Here is a 14,372-nt window from a genome sequence, read left to right as displayed (position 1 = left end):
TGATGACAAATCAACCACATGAACTACTTGATAGGGGTCACCCTGCTCTGGTCATTCTCCTTCAGCCTGATCGGGGTCTACCTCGCCGGTCAGGTGGATGCCTACTTTTCGGTGCTGACCCGCATCGCCCTCGCCACCTTGGTGTTTCTGCCCTTCCTGCGCCGCCGCTGGCTGCGACCCGCTCTGGTGGCCAAACTCATGGCGCTGGGCGCCATCCAGCTCGGCATTATGTATCTCTTCTACTACCACTCCTTTCTGCTGCTGACGGTACCGGAAGTGCTGGTCTTTACCATCTTCACCCCCATCTACGTCACCCTGCTCCACGACCTGCTTGAGCGGCGCTTCAACCTCGCCTATCTGTGGGGAGCCCTGCTGGCCGTCGCCGGTGCAGCCGTGATCCGCTTTGACGGGCTGACCGAGAGCTATGCGCTGGGCTTTCTGGTGGTGCAGGGAGCCAACCTCTGCTTTGCCATGGGTCAGGTGGGCTACAAGGTACTGCTGGCGAGGGAGGCTGAGCAACCGCCACAGCTGGCGATTTTCGGCTGCTTCTATCTGGGAGCACTGGTGATCGCCCTGCCCGCCTGGTGGTTGCTGGGCAAACCCCAGTACCCGACCAGCGGGCTTCAGTGGGGCATTCTGCTCTGGCTCGGGGTGGGCGCTTCGGGGCTGGGCTACTTCCTGTGGAACAAGGGGGCGACGCTGGTCAGCAGCGGGGTGCTCGCCATCATGAACAATGCGCTCATTCCGGCCGGTCTGCTGGTCAATCTGCTGATCTGGGGCAAGGATACCGATTTGACCCGGCTGGCCATCGGCGGCGTACTGATGCTGGCATCCCTCAAGGTGTGCCAGCATCGCAAGGTCACTTCATCCTGAGGGGCAACTAGCCGACGACGGCGTTGCGCTCCCGTCTGGCCTGACCGTGGCAGGTGGCCAGACGGGCCAGCAGATGGTCAAGCTGCTCGCCGGGCTGGCTCTGTACCAGCCCGATACTGACGGTCACCGGCCGCTGTGGCAGCAGGCTGGCGTCGGCAATCTCGAGGCGCAGCCGTTCGGCAATCTCCAGCCCCTTCATCCGCTCGGTGCCAGAGAGCATCAGAATAAAGCCGTCCTCATCCCAGCGTGCGAAGGGATCTTCGCGGCGCAGCTCGTGACGCACGATGCGCGCCAGTTTGGCCAGCATGGCGTCACAGGCGGCCTCGCCAAAGAGCTGGCGGATCTTGGCCATGTGATCGACGGAAAACTGCAGCAGACTGAAGCTTCCCCCCTCGGCCAACAGCCTCTCCTCCAGCAGTTGCTCGAAGCGGCTGCGACTCTCCAGCCCGGTCAGCGGATCGGTGCCGTGCCGCTCTTCCACCAGCACGACGGCGGGATCGAGATGGCGCACCACGCCAAGCAGATGGCCCCGCTCGTCACGGCGGATCCGTTCTTCCAGCCGGATGTAGTGGCCGTGGTGGTGAAGAATGCGATATTCGAGGCGCAGACCGCTGCTGCGGCCGCTCTGGCAAGCGCTCAGGGCATCAGCCAGCCGGGCAACGTCATCGGGATGGACCCGCTCCAGCCAGCCGAGATCATCCGGCCAGCTATCGCCAAGCCCCAGCAGGCGCAGGCAGGAGGGGTCGCGGCGCAGTCCCTGTTGCGGGGACCAGGTCCAGATCCCAGCCTCCAGCAGCGCCATGGCATCGAACAGCAGACCCGGATCAAGCCGGGCGGTGACATCCACCAAAGGTGTCTTGAGCATTTCCATGGGGCACCTCGAAACCGAATCTGAAGAGCTGATTCATAAGTAACATTGGCCATGGCGGCGAGCAACAGGGTCAGCTCGCTTTTCCGTGATAACCCTCCATCAGGGTCTGCCAGTTGTCCGGTACGAAGTGGAAGCTGGTGTGCAGTTGAGACTCCTTGTTGAAGGAGCGCAACAGCCGCTCCAGATTGCCCTTCTGCCACTCACCGGGGGAGCGGATCGCCCCCTTGTCGAAGTCGATCACCCACACCTTCTCATCCTTATCGAGCAGCAGGTTGTGGCTGTTGAGATCGGCGTGGTAGACGCCGGCATCGTGCAGCTGGCGCACCGTCTGGCCAATCTTGTGCCACACCTCGCTGGCCACCGGCCCCTGCTTGAGCAGGGCGACCATGTCCTTGGCACCGCGAATACGCTCGATCAGGATGTCGGCGCGATAAAATGGGCCCTGTTTGGCCATCCGCGCACCGAACGGACGCGGCACCGGCAACCCCAGTTCGCACAACTTGGCCAGCAGGGTGTATTCCGCCATGGCGCGGCTCGATTCGACCCCTTCGAACCAGAAGCGATCCCGCACCACCTTGCCCACCATGCCGCCGCGATAGTAGTGGCGCAGCACCAGATGGCGGGACTCATCCTTGACGAACCAGGTCACGCCGCGACCGATGGAGGTTCCCACCACCTGACGGTTGTTCTGCCACCAGGTCGGTTCGAATAACTGGGAAGTGGGGTCGCGAAAGGCCCCTTCGGCGAACCAGCAAACCTGGTTGTGTTCGGTCTGTATCAGCATCATGAAGATCCCGCTCGGTGGGTCGTTGATCGCCCCTGTTTATGGGCGATGAGGCTGCGACTGTGGCATGCCCGCAACATGTGCCAGCCATGGCGGCTATTCGGGTGACAAAGCCCGGCTGACGATTGCGCGCAATTTTACAATCCACAGGGGAGTTTGCATAATGCCATCCACCCTTTTTGCCAGCCGTGCGCCACATCATGCCGCTATTTCAAACGCCTCCCTCCTCCATCTGCATTCTGCGGCTCTCCGCCATCGGCGACTGCTGCCACGCGCTGGCACTGGTACGGGTCATCCAGCGGGAGTGGCCGCAAACCCGCATCACCTGGATCACCGGAAAAATCGAGGCAACCCTGTTTGCCGATCTGCCCGGTGTCGAAGTGATCGCCTTCGACAAGAGCAAGGGGTGGCGCGGCTATCGCGACCTGTGGCAGACCCTCAGGGGACGTCAGTTTGATGCCCTGCTGCATCTGCAGGCAGCCATGCGCGCCAGCATCGCCACCCTCGGCATCAAGGCCAGGGTCAAACTCGGGTTTGATCGGGAGCGGGCCAACGACGGCCAGTGGCTGTTCACCAACCACAAGGTGCCCTCGCCCGCCTCTCCCCACGTGCTGGACGGTTTCCTCGCCTTTGCCAAAGAGCTCGGCATCAAGGATCTGACCCCGGATTGGCAGCTGCCCATCAGCGCCGAGCATCAGGCCTGGGCGAAAGAGAAGATTGGTGGCAAACCGACCCTGCTGATCTGCGCCGCAGCCAGCAAGGCCTTCAAGAACTGGACGGCAGCGGGCTATGCCGCACTGGCGGATCACGCAGCCAGCAAGGGTTTTCAAGTCTATCTCTGTGGCGGGCCAGCCAAACTGGAGCGGGATCTGGCCGCCGAGATCCGGCAACTCAGCCAAAGCAAACCGGTCGATCTGGTTGGCCAGACCAACCTCAAGCAGCTGTTGGCGCTGATTGGTGAGGCGAGTCTGGTGCTGGCCCCCGACACCGGCCCAACCCATATGGCCACCATTGTCGGCACACCGGTCATCGGTCTCTATGCCCACCACAATCCGGCCCGCACCGGCCCCTATCTCTGCCGGGATTATGTGGTCAGCGTCTATCAGACCTTGATCGAGCAGGAGACCGGCAAGCCGCTGACCAAGCTCAGCTGGCGCACCCGCCTCAAGGATCCCGATGCCATGAGCAAAATCACCAGCGAGCAGGTCATCGCCGCCTTCGATCGCCTCTGCGCCGATCGCCACCTGCCTGACTGAAAGCAGCTCGGAAATCCCGAGCTGTGAGGCAGGGATAACCTGATGGCCCCACGCCGGAGCGACAGGCAGAATAACGACCGATGTGGGTTACGCTCCCGCAACAAGCTACGAACACTTTGATCGGCCGGAATATGATTCCGGCCGTTTTTTTATTCGCCACCTTCTGTTAAAATTCGCCGCCTTTACATCCCCCTGATCCAAGAATTTATCCGCATCATGCGTTTGGCTGTCTCCCTTTCGGGCACAAGACGGCGGCCTCTGCTACAACCAAAATGCGGGTTCCGATTAAAGGTAATAACATGGCGCAACAAGGCACTCTCTATATCATCTCCTCCCCGAGCGGTGCAGGTAAATCCAGTCTGCTCAACGCCTTGCTGACCAACCACAATCAAGCTGGCAAGATGCAGCTATCGGTCTCCCACACCACACGCGCTACACGTCCAGGCGAAGAGCACGGTGTCCACTACCACTTCGTCAAGGTGGAAGAGTTCAAGGAGCTGATCGAGCGCGGTGATTTTCTGGAGTGGGCTGAAGTATTCGGCAACTACTACGGCACCTCCCGCGCCGCCATCGAAGCCTGTCTGGCGCAGGGAATCGACGTATTCCTCGACATCGACTGGCAGGGCGCCCGCCAGATCCGCGAACTGATGCCGACCAAGTCCATCTTCATCCTGCCTCCCAGCCGTGAAGAGCTGGAACGCCGCCTGATTGGCCGCGGTCAGGACAGCGCAGAAGTGATCGCCGGCCGGATGGCAAAAGCCATTGCCGAAATGGTGCACTACGACGAATATGACTACGTGATTATCAATGAAGAGTTCGAGCAGGCGCTGTTCCAGCTCAGAGCCATTATTGAGTGCCAACGGCTGGAGATGCGTCATCAACAGCAGGCACAACAAAACTTGCTGCAACAGTTACTGGCAGAATAAGCCAAAAACGAGTAAACTTTTGCGTCATTTTTAAACACCGCTTTTCTAAACACAGAAAGCCCACATAACTGGAGCCCTGCATGGCACGCGTTACTGTAGAAGATGCTGTAAAACAGGTTGGTAACCGTTTTGACCTGGTGCTGGTCGCCGCACGCCGCGCCCGTCAAATCGCGGTTCAAGGCAAAGATCCGCTGGTTGAAGAAGAGAACGACAAGCCGACCGTGATCGCCCTGCGTGAGATCGAACTGGGTCTGGTAAACAACCAGGTAATGGACACCCAGGACCGCTACGAGCAGCAAGAACAGGAAGCCGCCGAGCTGGCTGCCGTTGCTGCCATCGCCGAAGGCCGCGGTTAAGTCACTCTTTCCCCATAGTCGGCACCCGCCCGGGTGCCGACTGTTCATCCCCATTTACAACCGCTCGAAAACCTCGCAAACTCAGGTCTACACGCTCAACTCCACGAATTGCCGTTTCACCGCTGCGGGGACTGTCTTGTATTTATTTGAAAATCTTAAAGAAATAGCCAGTTCCTACCTGCCGCCCGAGCAGGTCGAGAAGCTCAGGCAAGCCTATGTGGTGGCCCGTGATGCCCACCAGGGACAGATGCGTTCCAGTGGCGAGCCCTATATCACCCACCCCGTCGCCGTAGCCCGAATTCTGGGCGATATGCGCCTCGATCATGAAACCCTGATGGCCGCCGTGCTGCACGACGTCATTGAGGATACCCCCATCACCAAGGCCGATCTGGCCGAACAGTTTGGCGATGCGGTCGCCGAGCTGGTAGCCGGGGTCTCCAAGCTCGACAAGCTGAAGTTTCGCGATCGCAAAGAGGCTCAGGCCGAGAACTTCCGCAAGATGGTGATGGCGATGACCCAGGATATCCGGGTCATTCTGATCAAGCTGGCCGACCGCACCCACAATATGCGCACCCTGGGCTCGCTACGGCCGGACAAGCGCCGCCGCATCGCCCGGGAAACCCTCGAAATCTTCGCCCCCATCGCCAACCGCCTCGGTATTCACACCATGAAGAACGAGCTGGAAGAGCTGGGCTTCGAGGCGCTCTATCCCATGCGCTCCCGCGTGTTGCGCGAATCGGTGCGCCGCGCCCGTGGCAATCGCCGCGAGATTATCGACTCCATCCAGAGCGAAATCAGCGGTCGTCTGAAAGAGGCGGGGATCGAGCATCAGGTCAGTGGCCGCGAGAAGAACCTGTTCTCCATCTACAACAAGATGGAGAAAAAAGAGCTGCAATTTCATGAGGTAATGGATATCTACGCCTTTCGGGTCAAGGTGAAGGACATAGATACCTGTTACCGGGTGCTGGGACAGATGCACAGCCTCTACAAGCCGCGCCCGGGCCGCTTCAAAGATTACATCGCCATCCCCAAGACCAACGGTTACCAGTCGCTGCACACCTCGCTGGTGGGGCCGCACGGGGTGCCGGTCGAGGTGCAAATTCGCACCGAGTTCATGGATCAGATGGCTGATAAAGGGGTTGCTGCCCACTGGGCCTACAAGCAGGATGGCGACAGCTCGGGCACTACCGCCCAGATCCGCGCCCAGCGCTGGATGCAGAGCCTGCTGGAATTGCAGCAGAGCGCTGGCAGCTCGTTTGAATTTATCGAGGGGGTCAAAACCGACCTCTTCCCCGACGAAATCTACGTCTTTACCCCCGAAGGGCGCATCATGGAGCTGCCCGCTGGCGCCACGCCGGTGGACTTTGCCTACACGGTGCACACCGATATCGGCCACGCCTGCGTCGGTTCGCGGGTCGATCGCCACCCCTACCCGCTCAGCAGCCCGCTGCACTCGGGCCAGACGGTAGAGATCATCACGGCGCCGGGCGCCCGTCCCAACGCGGCCTGGCTCAACTTCGTGGTGACCACCAAGGCGCGCTCCAAGATCCGCCAGTTCCTCAAGAACCTGCGCACCGAAGAGTCGGTGGTGCTGGGTCGCCGCCTGCTCAACCATGCGCTGGGCGCCAAGAATATCGAAGACATTCCCGAGCCGCGCATCAAACAGGTGCTGGCCGATACCAAGCACGAGAACCTGCAGGGGCTGCTGGCCGATGTGGGTCTCGGCAACGCCATGAGCGTGATGGTGGCGCGTCGCATGCTGGGGGATGAGTTGCCGCCAGAAGAACAGCCCAAAACCAGCAGCAAGAAGATGCCGATCAAGGGTGCCGACGGCATGCTGGTCACCTTCGCCAACTGCTGCCGCCCGATCCCGGGGGATGCCATCATCGCCCACATCAGCCCGGGCAAGGGTCTGGTGATCCACCAGGAAGCCTGTCGCAACATCAAAGGCTACAGCAAAGAGCCGGACAAGTACTTGCCGGTGCAGTGGGAGGTGGACAAGGAGCAGGAACAGGAGTTCCGCACCGGCATCAGCATCGAGATCATCAATCATCAGGGTGCGCTGGCCGAGTTGGCCAACGTGATTGCCGCCACCGGTGCCAACATTCACGCCATCAGTACCGAGGAGAAGGATGGCCGGGTCTATCAGGTGAGCCTGCTCATCACCACCAAGAGCCGTATCCATCTGGCCAACATCATGCGCAAGATCCGCGTCATGCCCAACGTGCTCAAGGTGAGCCGGCAAAAGAACTGATCACACAGGCGGCGCAAGCCGCCTGCTGCTTTTTAAGAGACAACCATGACCCCCGAACGCTTCAAGCGCATCACCGATATGCTGGCCCAGCGTCAGCTCGATTTGACTGTCTGTATGGAAGAGGTGCACAAACCTCACAATCTGGCTGCCATCGTGCGTACCGCCGATGCTATCGGTATCCACCGGGTACACGCCGTCTGGCCCAAAACCTGGATCCACAAGCGCAAGGGCACCGCCCGTGGCAGCCAGAACTGGGTGGATGTGAAACTGCACCCGGACATCGGTAGCGCGGTAGCCGAGCTGAAAGCCTCCGGCATGCAGATCCTGGCAACCCATCTCTCCGACAGCTCGGTCGATTTTCGCGCCATTGACTACACCAAGCCGACCGCCATTCTGGTGGGACAGGAGAAACACGGCATCGGCGAAGAGGCGCTGGCCCTGGCCGATCACCATATCGTTATCCCCATGGTGGGTATGGTGCAGTCCCTCAACGTCTCGGTGGCTGCAGCCGCCATCCTCTACGAGGCGCAGCGCCAGCGCGAGCTGGCTGGTTGCTATCAACGCGGCTGCCCGCTCACGCTGGAGGAGCAGAACAGCATCCTGTTCGAAGGGGGATATCCCATCTATGCCCAGCTCTGCAAAGAGAAAGAGATGCCCTACCCCCAGCTCGGCCCTGCCGGTGAAATTCTGGCAGACGAAGAGTGGTGGCAACGGATGCAGCTGACCCGCAAAGGCTGGGCCCAGCAGATCGAGCAGGACGACATACAGGAGGAGTGATGGAGAACCCTTTTGGCAGCTGGCTGGAATCGCAAATCATCCGGGATCACCTGACCAACCCGAACATAGAGGCCGGCGACTACAGCTACTACTCCGGCTACTACCACGGCAAGCCGTTCGAGGATCACTGTGTCCGTTATTTACTCGGGGATGGCTCGACCAGAGCAAGCTGGGACAGCGGCGAGTGGGGTACAGAAGTAGATCGCCTGATTATCGGCAAGTTCTGCTCCATCGCCTCGGGCGCCACCTTCATGCTGGCAGGCAATCAGGGCCACCGGCTGGATTGGGTCTCCACCTTTCCGTTCAACCCCGACACCTTTGGCGAAGGGGCCCGCAGTGGCTTTCTGCGCAAAGGAGATACCCGGATAGGCAACGATGTCTGGATCGGCTCGGAAGCGATGATCATGCCCGGCATCACCATAGGTGATGGCGCCGTTATCGCCACCCGCGCCGTGGTGACCAAGGATGTGGCCCCTTACACCATAGTCGGCGGCAATCCGGCCCAACAGATCCGCCGCCGTTTCAGCGATGAGCAGATCGCCATGCTGCAAGAGATGCAGTGGTGGGACTGGCCTCTGCCCACACTGCAAAGCGCCATGTCGCTGCTCTGCTCCGGTGACATCGCAATGCTTTATCAATACTGGCAAACGGAGTGTGCCTGATGAAATCCCTCTCGATCCCCCTGTTGGCCCTGACCCTGTTTTCTGCCGGAGCCCTTGCCGTGACCAATCCCTATCAGCTCACCAGCGAAGCCGATGTGCCCACCCTCTACCAGCAAACCCTGCCCGACTTCTGGCGCCAGCATGCTATAGAAGGAGAGTTCAAGGGCAAGAATGGGGTGACAATACGCTATGCTGCGCTGCGGCAAGCCAAGGTCGATCGCGCCATCCTGATCGTCAATGGCAGGGTCGAGAGCTACCTCAAGTATCAGGAGCTGGCGTGGGATCTCTGGCGTCAGGGCTACAGCCTCTATCTCATCGACCATCGCGGTCAGGGGATGTCCGACCGGATGCTGAATGACTCGCAGAAGGGATATGTCGACCAGTTCGACGATTATGTGCTCGATCTCAAGCAGTTTCACGACCAGATAATCATGGCGGACCAACCTGCCAAGCTGTTCCTGCTGGCCCACTCCATGGGCGGCGCCATCTCGGCACGCTATCTGGAGCGCTGGCCCGATGATATCAAGGCGGCCGTGCTTTCCTCCCCCATGCTGAGCATCAATCTGGGCGGCCTGCCCAAATGGCTGGCCAAGGGACTGGCCACCACCATAGGCACAGTCGGCGGCTGGTTTGGCGAACCACCCTATGGACCGGGTCAGGGCCCCTATCAGGATCATGGCTTTGCCGATAACGAGCTGACTCACAGCCAGTCACGCTATCAGGCTTTCCGCCAGATTTATGAACAGCACCCGCAGATCAAGCTGGGGGGAGCCACCGCCCACTGGATTTATCAGGGGATCACCGGTGCTGATGCCGCCATTGCCGATGCGGGCGCCATCAAGACACCGCTGCTGCTACTGCAGGCTGGCAACGACAGCGTGGTGGACAACGCGGCGCAGGATGCGTTTTGCACCAAAGCCAGCTGTGAAGGGGGCAAACCGCTGCGGATTGAAGGGGCCTGGCACGAGCTCTTCATCGAATCCGACGACAAGCGCCAGCCCGCGCTGACCGCCATGCTCGATTTCTTCGCCCGCTACTAGGCTGGCTATTTTTTGTAACCCTAAATAAATGGGGTGACCATGCAGGCTGGGGTAAACTGCCCCCGCTTTCAATTGATGCCGAGGTAAAGATGTTCAAGGTTGTTGTATCCGATCTCGATGGAACTCTGCTCAACAAGCAGCACCAGATCTCCTCCCGTACCCGGGAGACCGTCCGCCGTCTGGTTGAGCAGGGCGTGAAATTCGTGGTCGCCACCGGCCGTCACCACGTCGATGTACGCAGCTTCCGCGATGCGCTGGGTCTGGATATCTACCTCATCACCTCCAACGGCGCCGTGGTGCATGACAAGCAGGGCAAACTGGTGTTCAACCAGCCGCTGCCAACCGACATCGCCGCCGAGCTGGTTGCGCTCGAACGTGACCCATCCATCCATCTCAACGTCTATCAGGGCGATGACTGGGTGGTCGAGGAGGAGCTGCCCTGGTTACTGCAATTCCACGACGAATCCGGCTTCACCTATCGTCTGGTCGATGACCTGAAACAGGAGTCGATGGAGCAGATCAACAAGGTCTTCTACATCGGTGACCACGAGAAGCTGCTGAAGATCGAGGCGCACCTCAACCAGCGCTACGGCGACCAGCTCAACGTCACCTTCTCCCTGCCGGATTGCCTCGAAGTGATGCACGCCGGCGTCCACAAGGGCAATGCCGTGCGCGCCGTACTGGAGCAACACGGGCTGGAGATGTCCCAGGCCATCGCCTTCGGTGACGGCATGAACGACTTCGAAATGCTGAGCATGGTGGGTCGCGGCATCGTCATGGGTAACGCCCACGACCGCCTGAAAATGGCGCTGCCGGAGCATGAGCAAACACTCACCTCCGATGAAGATGGCGTTGCCGTCTATCTGGAGCGCTGTTTCGAACTGGAACCGGTCGCCAGCTAAATAAAAACGGGAACCATCGGGTTCCCGTTTTTATTACTTCCGCCGAAAGCGCTGGTTGTCACCGCCGTGGCACTGCCAGAGGATCAGGGGAGTGCCATTGGCGCTTCCCCCCTGAGCAACATCCAGACAGAGCTTGCTGCTGCGGCTGATGAGCCGATCTCGCTCCCAGCGCCACTGCTGGTTGTCGCCACCATGGCAATCCCAGGCAATCACCCTGGAACCGGAATCGCGGCCGCCACCGGCAACATCCAGACACTTGTCGCCAACCCTTATGGCGTTGCCATCAAGACGAAAACGCTGGTTATCCCCGCCGTGACAATCCCATAACTGCAAGCGGTTGCCATTACGTACACCACCGGCAATATCGAGACATTTGCCATTGGCTGCCACGATTTGCCCACCATGCTCTTCCCGGGCGCGAGCTTCTTTCTTTTCCTGCTTGTGGCCGTAATACGCAGCGGCACCGATGGCGCCAATCACCACAGTGCCCAACAGCAGATCAGAAGAGTCGAGATTCTGGCACCCTCCCAGAGAGAGCGACAGACACGCAGCAATCAGAGGTGACGGGCGAATCATTCAATCCCCCCGACCAGAAAGCTCTGGTTGGCCCCACCGTAACAGTCAGCCAGACGCAGAGGCGTATTCGCAAAGTGACGTCGGCCAGCGACATCCAGACAACGGGAGACCTTGCTGTTAAAGAGTTTGTCCTCCTGCCACACCCACTGCGCATGGCCATCACAGGGCGCCAGCATCAGCTCATTGCTGTTCTTGGCCTGCAAGCAGGTCTGCTGCAACTTCAACTCGCCAAGATCCCACTCCAATGGTTGTACATCTTTATCAGTGCAAACCTGTGTCACCACCTGCTGACGGGCAATGCCGACACAAAAACCGTTGTTGGTCAGCAAAAGCGAGGGGGCTGACTCGCTCTGCGGATGAGCAACCACGATAGTGCTCAGCATCTCATCCGTCGATGGCGGTTTAAGGGTACACCCGCCCAGTACCATGGCCGCCATAAGTGCGGGGTAGCGGGAGAAAATCGAAATTCTGTTATGCATAAAAACAAGCCTGAAAGAGGTCTGTGACATCCGGTCACCAAGGACTCCAGCTGGCAGGATAACTGAAGAGAGGGCAAGACTGTCCGGATAGAGTGTAAACAGACGTTACAGCAACGTGGAAAACGAGGATAGGAGCGGCAGAAAGCAAAAAACCTCGCCGAAGCGAGGTTTTTCAGAATGTGGTCGGTGATAAAGGATTCGAACCTTTGACCCTCTGGTCCCAAACCAGATGCGCTACCGGGCTGCGCTAATCACCGAGAATATTTTGTCTTACAAAAAACAAAGACGACCTTATGGTCATCCTCGTTATACAGCAAGTATGGTGCGAAGAGAGGGACTCGAACCCTCACACCCGGGGGGCACTAACACCTGAAGCTAGCGCGTCTACCAATTCCGCCACCTTCGCGTACCTGACAAGCTGTAAAATGGGGTGGCTGATGGGGCTCGAACCCACGACAACCGGAATCACAATCCGGGACTCTACCAACTGAGCTACAGCCACCACAGCTGTTTTCGTTCTACAACAACGCCCGTTTAACCGGCGCACTTTGGATGGTGCGCCCGACAGGATTCGAACCTGTGACCTCTGCCTCCGGAGGGCAGCGCTCTATCCAGCTGAGCTACGGGCGCTACGCTGTCGAACGGGGCGCAATATTAATGATGGGGGGCATGCTTGTCTACACTTTTTTTGTCCCTTTGCGCCAAGCGTTGTTTTTTCAAACAAATAGCGCGTTTTTGGCTCATTTTTTCCCCTACAACACACCCGCTGCTTCGCCTAGATGATCGCTTCCGGCGCTATTTTCCGTATTAACCATGTTGCCGCCTTGACTTGATCTCTTCCCCACCTAGAATGAATGAACGTTCATTCACGAGTTCATTCTGATGAGTCACGACAAGAAAGAGATCATCTTCAATGCAGCCCACGAGGTGCTGGGTGAACGGGGTTTTCATGGCCTGTCGATCGCCGAAGTCGCCAATAAAGCCGGCGTCGCCGCCGGCACCATCTATCGCTACTTCAATGACAAGGATGATCTGATTCGACAGTTGCATCAGCACACGATATTGCAGTGCGTGCCGCTGGTCATAAGAGAAGTGAATTTTAATGAAGTTTCATTTCAACAATTTCGACAATTATGGCTCAATATTCATGCCATTTTTGTGAACGAACCCAACGCTCTGAAATGCAAATTACAGTATGAGAGCTCACCCCTCGGGGCCGAGCTGGCCACCAATCCTGTTCTGCTGTCGGCATGGGAGCCACTGGACAGATTTTTTGAGCGAGGTGTTGAGCAAGAATTGTTTATTGATTTACCGATACGAGCACTCCAGGTATTGAGCCTGGACAGTGTGGTACACCTGGCCCTGCAGTGCGGGGTTCACAAGATCATGCTGACCGAACAGCAGTTGGAAACTGTTATTCGTGCCAGCTGGAATGCAATTTTATCTCCCAATACTTCCACCTCAGGAGCCTGTTCATGAAAAAGTGGATGGCCATTATGTTGCTGATAGCGATCGCCTTGTTTGGCAGCGTCATCGGCTTCAATTTGTTTAAACAGAAAATGATTGCCAAATACATGGCCAACCGGCCGGAGCCTGAATTTCCGGTAACGGCCATGGTAACCAAGGCGCAGGACTGGATCCCGACCATCGAGGCGATCGGCTTTATCGAGCCGAATCAGGGGGTTACCCTCTCGACCGAACTGTCCGGTACCATTGATACCATCACTTTCGAATCAGGCAAGCCGGTCAAAGCTGACCAGCTGCTGCTGAGCCTCGACTCCAGCGTGGAGAAGGCCAATCTGCGCGCCTCCCAGGCCAAGCTGCCGGCGGCAAAAGCCAAGTTTGACCGCTTCCAGAACCTCTACAAGACCAGCTCCATCTCCAAAGAGCAGCTGGATGAGGCGGAAGCAGCCTATCGTTCGCTGGAAGCAGATATCGAGAGTCTGAAGGCGACCATTGCCCGTCGTGAAGTCCGCGCCCCCTTCAGCGGCGTGGTCGGTCTGCGCAATGTCTTCCTTGGTCAGTACCTGCAACCGGGTACCGATATCGTGCGTCTGGAAGACACCAGCGTGATGCGTCTGCGTTTTACCGTACCCCAGACCGATATCTCCAAAATCAAACTGGGTCAGATCATCAAAATCAATGTGGATGCCTATCCCCAGACCCAGTTTGATGGCCATATCACCGCCATCGAGCCAGCCGTCAACTACCAGAGCGGCCTGATCCAGGTGCAGGCAGATATCCCGAACAACGATGGCCAGCTTCGCTCCGGCATGTTTGCCCGCGCCAGCATCATCCTGCCAACCGTACAGAACCAGATCGTGGTGCCGCAGTCTGCCATCTCCTTCACTCTCTATGGTCAGAACGTCTACGTGCTCAAAGAGAGCGAAGAGACCGACAAAGAGGGCAAGAAGGTGATGGTCAAACGCGCCAAGCAGGTAGTCGTCAAGGCGGGTGAGCGCCGTGGCAATGACGTGCACGTGCTCTCCGGCATCCAGGCTGGCGACGAGATCGTACTGTCAGGCCAGGTTCGTCTGAGTAATGACACCAAGGTGCATGTGGTCGAGAACGATGCTCTGGCCGTTCCGGCACAAACCCCGATGCTGTAAGCGCGGA

Annotated in this window: 15 protein-coding genes and 4 tRNA genes; 11 read left to right on the top strand and 8 right to left on the bottom strand. The window is 58.6% G+C overall.

Features of this window, described 5'->3' with window-relative positions; translation table 11 throughout:
• The first annotated feature begins 18 nt into the window (after window positions 1-18).
• A complete protein-coding gene (locus I6L40_RS02660; RefSeq protein ID WP_071914577.1) occupies window positions 19-873 on the top strand; it encodes a carboxylate/amino acid/amine transporter in 855 nt (284 codons plus the stop codon).
• 7 nt (window positions 874-880) lie between these two features.
• On the opposite strand, the gene I6L40_RS02655 is transcribed toward I6L40_RS02660, so the two are convergent.
• On the bottom strand, window positions 881-1,744 hold the full coding sequence (locus tag I6L40_RS02655; protein WP_071914575.1) for a sensor domain-containing diguanylate cyclase: 864 nt from the start codon (window positions 1,742-1,744) through the stop codon (window positions 881-883).
• A 70-nt stretch (window positions 1,745-1,814) separates the two neighbouring features.
• Complete coding sequence (locus I6L40_RS02650) at window positions 1,815-2,528, bottom strand: 3-deoxy-D-manno-octulosonic acid kinase (RefSeq protein WP_071914610.1); 714 nt, start codon at window positions 2,526-2,528, stop codon at window positions 1,815-1,817.
• Window positions 2,529-2,728: 200 nt separating this feature from the next.
• Here I6L40_RS02650 and I6L40_RS02645 point away from each other — a divergent pair, with 200 nt between their 5' ends.
• The 8 genes from I6L40_RS02645 to I6L40_RS02610 all read left to right on the top strand — a co-directional run bounded on the left by I6L40_RS02645 (window position 2,729) and on the right by I6L40_RS02610 (window position 10,701).
• Window positions 2,729-3,784, top strand: coding sequence for a glycosyltransferase family 9 protein (locus I6L40_RS02645; RefSeq protein WP_071914609.1), 1,056 nt, complete (start codon window positions 2,729-2,731; stop codon window positions 3,782-3,784).
• A gap of 299 nt (window positions 3,785-4,083) precedes the next feature.
• Window positions 4,084-4,710: a guanylate kinase gene (gene gmk / locus I6L40_RS02640; RefSeq protein ID WP_033115281.1), complete on the top strand. Its 627-nt coding sequence runs from the start codon at window positions 4,084-4,086 to the stop codon at window positions 4,708-4,710.
• Window positions 4,711-4,790: 80 nt separating this feature from the next.
• Window positions 4,791-5,066, top strand: coding sequence for a DNA-directed RNA polymerase subunit omega (gene rpoZ, locus I6L40_RS02635; protein WP_026456240.1), 276 nt, complete (start codon window positions 4,791-4,793; stop codon window positions 5,064-5,066).
• 136 nt (window positions 5,067-5,202) lie between these two features.
• Window positions 5,203-7,320 (top strand): bifunctional GTP diphosphokinase/guanosine-3',5'-bis pyrophosphate 3'-pyrophosphohydrolase, encoded by a 2,118-nt coding sequence (gene spoT / locus I6L40_RS02630; RefSeq protein WP_043851698.1) that lies wholly within the window; start codon window positions 5,203-5,205, stop codon window positions 7,318-7,320.
• 45 nt (window positions 7,321-7,365) lie between these two features.
• Complete coding sequence (trmH, locus tag I6L40_RS02625) at window positions 7,366-8,097, top strand: tRNA (guanosine(18)-2'-O)-methyltransferase TrmH (RefSeq protein ID WP_071914571.1); 732 nt, start codon at window positions 7,366-7,368, stop codon at window positions 8,095-8,097.
• Window positions 8,097-8,759 carry a CatB-related O-acetyltransferase gene (locus I6L40_RS02620; protein ID WP_071914569.1) on the top strand — a complete coding sequence of 221 codons (663 nt, stop codon included), beginning with the start codon at window positions 8,097-8,099 and terminating at the stop codon, window positions 8,757-8,759. Before trmH ends, I6L40_RS02620 begins: the two co-directional genes overlap by 1 nt.
• A complete protein-coding gene (locus I6L40_RS02615; RefSeq protein ID WP_216994954.1) occupies window positions 8,759-9,799 on the top strand; it encodes an alpha/beta fold hydrolase in 1,041 nt (346 codons plus the stop codon). Before I6L40_RS02620 ends, I6L40_RS02615 begins: the two co-directional genes overlap by 1 nt.
• Before the next feature lie 89 nt (window positions 9,800-9,888).
• The gene (locus I6L40_RS02610; RefSeq protein WP_041210824.1) at window positions 9,889-10,701 is read left to right on the top strand and encodes a Cof-type HAD-IIB family hydrolase; all 813 of its coding nucleotides are present in this window, start codon (window positions 9,889-9,891) and stop codon (window positions 10,699-10,701) included.
• 33 nt (window positions 10,702-10,734) lie between these two features.
• Here the strand turns inward: I6L40_RS02610 and I6L40_RS02605 are convergent, their stop codons facing one another.
• From I6L40_RS02605 to I6L40_RS02580, 6 genes are all read right to left on the bottom strand, one after another.
• On the bottom strand, window positions 10,735-11,277 hold the full coding sequence (locus I6L40_RS02605) for a lectin (protein ID WP_254204069.1): 543 nt from the start codon (window positions 11,275-11,277) through the stop codon (window positions 10,735-10,737).
• The gene (locus tag I6L40_RS02600; RefSeq protein WP_216995401.1) at window positions 11,274-11,714 is read right to left on the bottom strand and encodes an RICIN domain-containing protein; all 441 of its coding nucleotides are present in this window, start codon (window positions 11,712-11,714) and stop codon (window positions 11,274-11,276) included. The genes I6L40_RS02605 and I6L40_RS02600 overlap by 4 nt, the downstream gene beginning before the upstream one ends.
• Before the next feature lie 222 nt (window positions 11,715-11,936).
• Window positions 11,937-12,013 (bottom strand) — tRNA-Pro (locus I6L40_RS02595).
• Window positions 12,014-12,076: 63 nt separating this feature from the next.
• Window positions 12,077-12,162, bottom strand: a tRNA-Leu gene (locus I6L40_RS02590).
• Between the two features lie 20 nt (window positions 12,163-12,182).
• Window positions 12,183-12,258 (bottom strand) — tRNA-His (locus tag I6L40_RS02585).
• A 51-nt stretch (window positions 12,259-12,309) separates the two neighbouring features.
• Window positions 12,310-12,386, bottom strand: a tRNA-Arg gene (locus tag I6L40_RS02580).
• A 252-nt stretch (window positions 12,387-12,638) separates the two neighbouring features.
• On the opposite strand from I6L40_RS02580, the gene I6L40_RS02575 reads away from it, so the two are divergent.
• Together I6L40_RS02575 and I6L40_RS02570 are read left to right on the top strand one after the other, a co-directional pair.
• A complete protein-coding gene (locus I6L40_RS02575; RefSeq protein ID WP_216994953.1) occupies window positions 12,639-13,235 on the top strand; it encodes a TetR/AcrR family transcriptional regulator in 597 nt (198 codons plus the stop codon).
• On the top strand, window positions 13,232-14,365 hold the full coding sequence (locus I6L40_RS02570) for an efflux RND transporter periplasmic adaptor subunit (protein WP_071914563.1): 1,134 nt from the start codon (window positions 13,232-13,234) through the stop codon (window positions 14,363-14,365). Before I6L40_RS02575 ends, I6L40_RS02570 begins: the two co-directional genes overlap by 4 nt.
• Window positions 14,366-14,372 lie beyond the last annotated feature (7 nt).

This window comes from Aeromonas sp. FDAARGOS 1410 (assembly GCF_019048745.1).
In the GTDB taxonomy this organism is placed as follows: domain Bacteria; phylum Pseudomonadota; class Gammaproteobacteria; order Enterobacterales; family Aeromonadaceae; genus Aeromonas; species Aeromonas jandaei.
This window is presented reverse-complemented; position numbering and strand designations above follow the sequence as displayed.